The following is a 3601-nucleotide window of genomic DNA, read 5'->3' as shown; positions in this document are numbered from 1 at the left end:
GCGGGCCGCCCCGCGCGCCGCCGCCCCCGCGGCCCCGCCGGGGGGCGCGCCGGCGCGCGGCCCCGCCCCCGCCCCCCCTCGCCTCGCTGACCGCGAGTCGGCGGGCGATCTCCCGGATCGGCAGCACGCCTTCCGCGCCGAGCAGACTCAGCAGCTTCTCGTGGCGGGCCTTGGGCAGCATGTTCGCAACGTACTGCACACGAGCGAGTCTGCGCGACTGTGACGGAACCCTTGCACAACGCAGCCGTGGCAATGCAAGGTTTCCGTCACATGAAGCGATGGACACTGCAAGCTGACGCGTTGGGCCGGCCTCCGCACCGGCGCTGCTCCCCGCATCGGTGCTCGCCGCATCGGTGCTGCTCCCCGTACCGCGCCGTCCCCGCCGGGCCGGAGCGGGCGTTACGGCCGTCGAGCTCCGGGGCCACGACCGACCCGCAGACCCGCGGGGTGCGGGGCCGCGCACCCGCCCCGTCCGACCCCGTCGCCCGGACGCACCGGGGAGGGCGCGCCAGATGAGCGCCGACCCGCACGGCGCCCAACACCCGCACGGCGCCGAACCTCCGCACCCTGCCAGGCCCCCGCGTTCCGTCGGGCTCCCGCACTCCGTCGAGTCCGCGCACTCCGCCGGGCCCCCGCACGCTGTCGGGCCCGTCCCACCCACCGCGCGCCCCCGCTCCTCCGCGCCCCCCGAACCCCCGGACCCCGCCGGGCGCCCCCGCCCGTGTCAGGCCGTCCCGGCCGACCGGAGTGTCGCCGCGTTCGACCCGCTCGCCGCGGTGCGCCGCCCCGGCGACCCCGCCTTCGACGTCCATCTGACCGGCACCGTCTTCCTGGACATCGTCTTCACCGGCCTCGACCACGCGCCGGCGTGCGGCACCGAGACGTGGGCGCGCGGCATGGGGCAGAGCCCGGGCGGCATCGCCAACATGGCCACCGCCCTGGCCAGGCTCGGCCTGCGCACCAGCCTGGCCGCCGCCTTCGGTGCCGACGTCTACGGCGACTACTGCTGGGACGGCCTCGCCGACGGTGAGGGCGTGGACCTGACCGCCTCCCGCCGGGTGCCGGGCTGGCACTCGCCGCTCACCGTCTCCATGGCGTACGACGGCGAGCGCACCATGGTCACCCACGAGCACCCGGCCCCGCCCGCCGGCAGCCGCCCGCCCCGCGCCCGCGGCTGTGTCACCGTGCTGGAACCCGGCAGGCACCACGGCTGGCTGCGGCAGGCCCATGCGGACGGGGCGCTGGTCTTCGCCGACGTGGGCTGGGACGGGAGCGGGCGCTGGCAGACCGCGGCCCTGCCCGACCTGCCGTACTGCCACGCGCTGTTGCCCAACGCCGCCGAGGCCCAGCACTACACCCGCACCCCATCGCCGGAGCGCGCCGTGCGCGCCATCGCCGACCTGGTGCCGATCGCCGTGGTCACCGACGGGGCGGCCGGCGCGCTTGCGGTGGACTCGCTCACCGGCGAGTACGCGCAGGTCCCGGGGCTCGCCGTGGACGTGCTCGACCCGACGGGGGCCGGCGACGTGTTCACCGCCGGCTTCATGACCGGCACCCTGGCCGGCTGGCCGCTCGCCGACCGGCTGGCCTTCGGCAACCTCACCGCAGCGCTGTCGGTGCAACACTTCGGCGGCTCGCTCGCCGCCCCCGGCTGGCCGGAGGTCGCCGCCTGGTGGGAGCGGGCCAGCGGCCGGACGGACGGCCCGGCCGCCGACGCCGAAGTCCAACGGCGCTACCGCTTCCTCGACCACCTGCTGCCGGCCGAGTTGCGCGCGGGGCGCACCGGGCCGAGCCGCCGCGCCCTGCCGACCCTCGGCTTCCGCGGCGCATGAACCGGCCGCGCCCCCCGGCGGGCACGCTCCCACCCGGCGACACCCGCGAGCCGACCGCCTGCTGCGGCGAAGAATCCCGCGAGCCGACAGCCCGCTTCGGTGAAGAAATCCCCCAGCCGACGGCCCGCCGCGACGGCGACACCCGTAGGCCGACCACTCGCTGCGGCGAGACCCACGAGTCGGCTGCCTGCTGCGGCGAAGAATCCCATGAGCCGACCACCCGCTGCGGCGATGAATGCCCCAAGCCGACCGCCCGCTTCGACGAAGGAGATCCGATGCGCACACGAGCGGCCCGGGCGCCCCGCCCCCGCGGCACGGTCCACGCCCTGGTCATCGGCTGCCTGGCGCTGCTCGCCACGGCCTGCGTGCCCGGCACCGACGGATCGGCCGCCCGCGGCGGCACCACGGGCGCGGCCACCGCCATCCCCGACCCGGCGCGCGCCGGGAAGGTCACCCTCACCGTCTGGGACCAGGAGATCCGCGGCGGCACCAACGCCGAGGTGGAACAGCTCAACGCCGAGTTCCAGCGCACCTACCCCAATGTGCGCATCAAGCGGGTCGCCCGCAGCTTCGCCGACCTGAAGACCACCCTCAAGCTCGCCCTCACCGGCAACAACCCACCCGACGTCATCCAGGCCAACCAGGGCTACCCCGACATGGTCGCCTTCGTCCGCGCCGGCCTGCTCACCCCGCTCGACAGCTACGCCGGCATCTACGACTGGAACACCCGCTACCCGGCCACCCTGCTCGACCTCAACCGGGTCTCGGCCGACGGGCGCGACTTCGGCCGGGGGCGGCTGTACGGCATCTCGCAGACCGGCGAGTTCGTCGGCCTCTACTACAACAAGGACCTGCTGGCCAAGAGCGGCCTGCGCCCGCCGCGGACCTGGGCCGAGTTCACCGGCGGCCTCCGGCGGCTCAAGGACGACGGCCGACTCCCCATCCAGTTCGGCAACCTGGACAAGTACCCGGCCATCCACACCTTCGGCGTGCTCCAGAACCAGTCCGCGGCCACCGCCGTACGCGACGCGGTCTTCGGCCGCACCGGGCGCTTCGACGACGAGCGGACCCGGCAGGCGGCGGCCACCCTCGCCGACTGGCACCGCCGCGGCTACCTCCCCGAAGGGGCCAACGGACTCGGCTACGACGACGCGGCCAAGAAGTTCGCCGCCGGCGACGGCGCGTACCTGCTCACCGGCACCTGGCAGTTGGCCGACCTGAAGAAGGCGATGGGCGACAAGCTCGGACTGATCCCGCCGCCACCCGCCACCGCCGGCGCCGACCCGGTCTCCACCGGCGGCCAGGGCCTGGCCTGGTCGATCACCTCGCGCAGCGAGCACCCCGAGGTCGCCGCCGCCTACCTGGACTTCCTCACCAGCGAACACGCCGCCAACGTGATGACCGGGCACGGCGTCCTGCCGGCCGTGCCCGGCACGGCAGCCGCCGCGGTGCCGGCCGAGAGCGTCGACGGCCAGATGCTCGACGGCTGGCGCCGGCTGAACGACGCCGACGGACTGGTGCCCTACCTGGACTACACCACGCCCACCTTCTACGACACCCTCTCCGAGCAACTCCAGGGCGTCATCGCCGGCACCGTATCGCCCGAGCGCTTCACCGCCGCCGCCCAGCGCGACTACGCGGCCTTCCTGGCCGAACAGCGACGCCAGGCGCGCAGCGGAGCGCGCGGCGACCGCGGCCCCGGGCAGGCCCGCCGATGACCGGCACCGGAGCGGCCACCGGCGGGGGGGCCCTGTGTCTTATAAACATAT

General features: G+C 75.3%; 2 protein-coding genes and 1 pseudogene. 2 read left to right on the top strand and 1 reads right to left on the bottom strand.

Going from position 1 to position 3601, the window contains the following annotated elements; all coding sequences use genetic code 11:
• Positions 1-199, bottom strand: a pseudogene (locus AAHZ94_RS30555) (ArsR family transcriptional regulator); the annotation flags it as partial.
• A gap of 313 nt (positions 200-512) precedes the next feature.
• Between AAHZ94_RS30555 and AAHZ94_RS30550 the strand changes: the two are divergent.
• Both AAHZ94_RS30550 and AAHZ94_RS30545 read left to right on the top strand, forming a co-directional pair.
• Positions 513-1832, top strand: coding sequence for a carbohydrate kinase family protein (locus AAHZ94_RS30550; protein ID WP_349996971.1), 1320 nt, complete (start codon positions 513-515; stop codon positions 1830-1832).
• A 275-nt stretch (positions 1833-2107) separates the two neighbouring features.
• The gene (locus tag AAHZ94_RS30545; RefSeq protein ID WP_349996970.1) at positions 2108-3550 is read left to right on the top strand and encodes an extracellular solute-binding protein; all 1443 of its coding nucleotides are present in this window, start codon (positions 2108-2110) and stop codon (positions 3548-3550) included.
• Positions 3551-3601 lie beyond the last annotated feature (51 nt).

It is taken from the genome of Streptomyces sp. HSW2009 (genome assembly GCF_040240285.1).
Classification (GTDB): domain Bacteria; phylum Actinomycetota; class Actinomycetes; order Streptomycetales; family Streptomycetaceae; genus Streptomyces.
The sequence above is the reverse complement of the archived record's forward strand: the minus strand, read 5'-3'. Positions and strand labels throughout refer to the sequence as shown.

What these genes read in the sequence shown, in the direction of transcription:
- AAHZ94_RS30550 (WP_349996971.1), top strand. Translation starts at nt 513, where the DNA reads ATGAGCGCCGACCCGCACGGCGCCCAACACCCGCACGGCGCCGAACCT.
- AAHZ94_RS30545 (WP_349996970.1), top strand. Translation starts at nt 2,108, where the DNA reads ATGCGCACACGAGCGGCCCGGGCGCCCCGCCCCCGCGGCACGGTCCAC.